4 protein-coding genes are annotated in these 3,486 nt (G+C 62.6%); 1 reads left to right on the top strand and 3 read right to left on the bottom strand.

The genetic code is table 11. The annotated features are described in order from the left end of the window. The 3 genes from NV64_RS17250 to puuD all read right to left on the bottom strand — a co-directional run. The coding region (locus tag NV64_RS17250) for an FAD-binding oxidoreductase (RefSeq protein WP_146005514.1) at positions 1–645 on the bottom strand (645 nt) is incomplete at its 3' end. Between the two features lie 46 nt (positions 646–691). Beyond that, a complete protein-coding gene (puuR, locus tag NV64_RS17245; RefSeq protein WP_056233218.1) occupies positions 692–1,246 on the bottom strand; it encodes an HTH-type transcriptional regulator PuuR in 555 nt (184 codons plus the stop codon). Next, the gene (puuD, locus tag NV64_RS17240) at positions 1,243–2,004 is read right to left on the bottom strand and encodes a gamma-glutamyl-gamma-aminobutyrate hydrolase (RefSeq protein WP_101506413.1); all 762 of its coding nucleotides are present in this window, start codon (positions 2,002–2,004) and stop codon (positions 1,243–1,245) included. The genes puuR and puuD overlap by 4 nt, the downstream gene beginning before the upstream one ends. Before the next feature lie 227 nt (positions 2,005–2,231). On the opposite strand from puuD, the gene NV64_RS17235 reads away from it, so the two are divergent. After that, positions 2,232–3,486, top strand: a 1,255-nt coding sequence (locus tag NV64_RS17235; RefSeq protein ID WP_369878901.1) for a glutamine synthetase family protein, incomplete at its 3' end; no start/stop codon positions are given.

Genomic DNA, 3,486 nt, shown 5'->3' with positions numbered 1-3,486 from the left:
GTGCGGGGCGCCGTAGGTGACGCCGGTAACGGCGGACTGCTCGTAGATACGCCCGCCGTGGCGGCGAATCGCTTCCGCCTCGCCCAGCGCCAGGTTCAGCGGGTGCAGGTGCGCGCCGCGCAGGTCCAGCAGCCCGCCGACGTAGCGCTCGCTGCCTATTTCACGGCGAATGCCGGTTTGATCCAGCAGCTCCAGATGGTGATTACCGTAGCGCTGCCACACTTTTTGCTGGCTCTCCAGATGCCGCATCTGCCGGGCGCTGAGCGCGGCGAAAATACCGCCTGGGCGGTAGTCGCAGTCGATGGCGTAGCGATCGATGCGGTCGCGGATGATCTCCGCGCCTTCGAACATCATACTACCCAGCATGCGGGCGCTCTCTTTGCCGTAGCGCTGCTCGATCACGTCGATATCGCGGCTGTAAGAGTTCACCACCTGGCCACCGTTGCGCCCGCTGGCACCAAAACCGACCACCGCCGCTTCCAGCAACACCACGTCGTAACCTGCTTCGGTGAGGAATAACGCCGACGAAAGGCCGGTAAAGCCGCCGCCGATCACGCAGACGTCACACTCAACCTGCCCCTCCAGCCGCGGCCAGCGCGGGTGATCGTTGGCCGTTGCGGCGTAATAACTGTTCACATGCTCCATCACCTGCTCCTTGTTAAGATAACCCGCCTGCCGGCTGGCGGTGCGGTCAGAAAGTGGCCGGCGTATGCGCGCTGATAATGCGGCAATACGTGGCGGATACGTTGCTGAAACTGTGGGGCTGCGCGGTATCAATGACGTAACTCTGCCCGGCGGTGAGCAGATAGCTCTGGCCGTTCAGCGTCAGGGTAATCTCGCCTTCCAGCAGGGTGCCGGTCTCCTCGCCCTGATGGCGCAGCTTCTCGCCGGTGGTCGCCCCCGGCGCATAGGTCTCCAGCAGCATGCCCAGCGTGCGCTGCGGACGGCTGTTGGGGATCAGCCGCAGCGACACCCCCTGGCTGCCCATCTCGATCAGTTCGCTGGCTTCAATCACCACCCTGGGCGGCCGGGAAACGGCATCGGAGAAGAACTCCGACAGAGACATTCCGTACACCTTGAGCAGCTTTTGCAGGGTGCTGACCGCCGGGCTGACTTTGTCCTGCTCAATGGTGCTGATGGCGCTGTGGGTCAGGCCGGCCAGTTCGGCAACCCGGCGTTGCGACAGCCCTTTCTCCTGGCGCAAATCGGCCAGCCGACGGCCGGGTGCAAGTGTGGTATTGGTCATGCGCGGTATTCCTGATGAAAGTGCTGACAGGCGGCGATAAAACCGTCAAACAGGCTGCGTGAAAGCGCCGACCCGCGGCTGTGCCATTCGGGGTGCCACTGCACCGCGAGCGCAAACGGATGCTGACGGTGGCTGACCGCCTCCACCAGACCGTCTGCCGCCCGTGCTTCTGCGCGCAGCTCAGCGGGCAGCGAACGGATCCCCTGCTGGTGCAGCGAGTTCACCGCCTGCGGCGCGGTGTGGCCGAGCAGCGCCTCCAGCACGCCGCCCGGCTCCGGCCAGACGTCATGCGCCGGGGCATACTGTTGCACCAGCGGCAGCGAGGCGTCTTCACGGTGATCCTGCAGGCCCGGCACCCGCTGCACCTGGCGGTGCAGCGAGCCACCGCAGGCGACGACCAGCTCCTGTAACCCGCGGCAGATGGCGAACAGCGGCATCTTTTGTGCCAGTGCAGCGTTGACCAGCGCAAAAGCCAGCCGGTCGCGGCCAGGATCGGCATCGGCCTCTTCGCCCGATTCGCCGTAGTGGTGGGGTTCGATATTGCTCGGGCTGCCGGTCAGTAAGATGCCATCCAGCGCGGCCAGCGCGCGGGCTAACAGGGGAGGGGAGGACAGCCCGTGCGGCAGCGCCAGCGGAACGCCACCGGCCTCCTGCACCGCGTCCAGGTACTTGTTATGTACCATCTGCACCGGGTGGTCATGGCGATCGGCCTGGCACATCACCACGCCAATCAGCGGCCTGTCAAAAATAGTGTCCATCCCACTCCCTGCTGCGTTGTAAAAAATATCAACCGGAATGGCGCGTGAAGCGCCGGACTGTGCAATATATTTTCAATCTAGCAACCGGGTGGTCAATATTCAAACGTGATCGGGCTAAAAAAGTCGCATTCCTGCGCGTTGCGCAGCCTATGCGTAAGCGCTATGTTAAATATGTGGCTGTTATTTTGAGCAGCCTTCCTCTCAGCTGGCACAACCTGACGGGTGGCATTATGACCAATATTGTCGAAGTGGAAGATTTCACGCGTTTAAGTGAAGAGAAACGAACCAGCGCGTTCCAGGCAGAAGTTGCTGGCTACCTGGAACGCTATCCCGAAACCCAGTATGTCGATATCCTGCTCAACGATCTTAACGGCGTGTTTCGCGGTAAACGCCTCCCCATCACCAGCCTGCGTAAGCTTGAGAAGGGCTGCTACTTCCCGGCCTCGGTGTTCGCCATGGACATCCTTGGCAATACCGTTGAAGAGTCCGGGCTCGGGCAGTCGCTCGGTGAACCGGATAACCTCTGCCTGCCGGTCGGCGGCACGCTAATTCCCTCAGCGACAGACCCGCAGCACCTCGCGCAGCTGTTGCTGACCATGCGTAATCAAGATGGTACTCCCTTTGACGTTGAACCCCGAAACGTGCTCGATGCGCTGTGGCAGCAGCTGCGCAAACGAGGACTCTCTCCGGTGGTAGCGGTAGAGCTGGAGTTCTATCTGGTCGATAAGGAGCGCGATGCGGAAGGGTATATCCAGCCGCCGTGCGCGCCGGGCAGCGACGAGCGCAATCTGCAAAATCAGGTCTATTCAGTCGATAATCTCGATCATTTCGCCGACGTTCTCGGCCAGATAGACACCATCGCCCGTTTGCAAAACATTCCGGCGGACGGCGCGCTGGCCGAAGCGTCACCCGGCCAGTTTGAGGTCAACCTGCACCACACCCGCGACGTGCTCAGCGCCTGCGACGACGCTGTGCAGCTGAAGCGCCTAATCCGCCAGGTGGCGGAACAGCACGGCATGAACGCCACCTTTATGGCAAAACCCTATGAAGAGTTTGCCGGCAGCGGTATGCACGTGCATATCAGCCTGTTTGATGAGGCGCAGCGCAACGTCTTTGCGCTGGAAGACGGGGGAGACTCCCCGCTGTTGAAACGTGCGCTGGCAGGAATGATCGATCTGCTGCCCGCCTCAATGGCGCTGCTGGCCCCCAACGTCAACGCCTACCGGCGTTTTCTGCCGGATTCCTACGTGCCGCTGCAGGCCTCGTGGGGGCACAACAACCGCACCGTGGCGCTGCGCATCCCCTGCAGCGACCGCCATAACCACCGGGTGGAGTATCGGGTGGCCGGCGCGGACGCCAACCCCTATCTGGTGATGGCGGCGATCCTCGCCGGCATCCTGCACGGGCTGGACAACCCGCTGCCGCTGCCGGCGGCGATTACCGGTAACGGCCATGAAGCCGACGGCAGGCCGCTGCCGACCC

The sequence above is a fragment of the Erwinia sp. B116 genome (assembly GCF_002865965.1).
In the GTDB taxonomy this organism is placed as follows: domain Bacteria; phylum Pseudomonadota; class Gammaproteobacteria; order Enterobacterales; family Enterobacteriaceae; genus Erwinia.
This window is presented reverse-complemented; position numbering and strand designations above follow the sequence as displayed.

What these genes read in the sequence shown, in the direction of transcription:
- puuR (WP_056233218.1), bottom strand. Translation starts at nt 1,246, where the DNA reads ATGACCAATACCACACTTGCACCCGGCCGTCGGCTGGCCGATTTGCGC.
- puuD (WP_101506413.1), bottom strand. Translation starts at nt 2,004, where the DNA reads ATGGACACTATTTTTGACAGGCCGCTGATTGGCGTGGTGATGTGCCAG.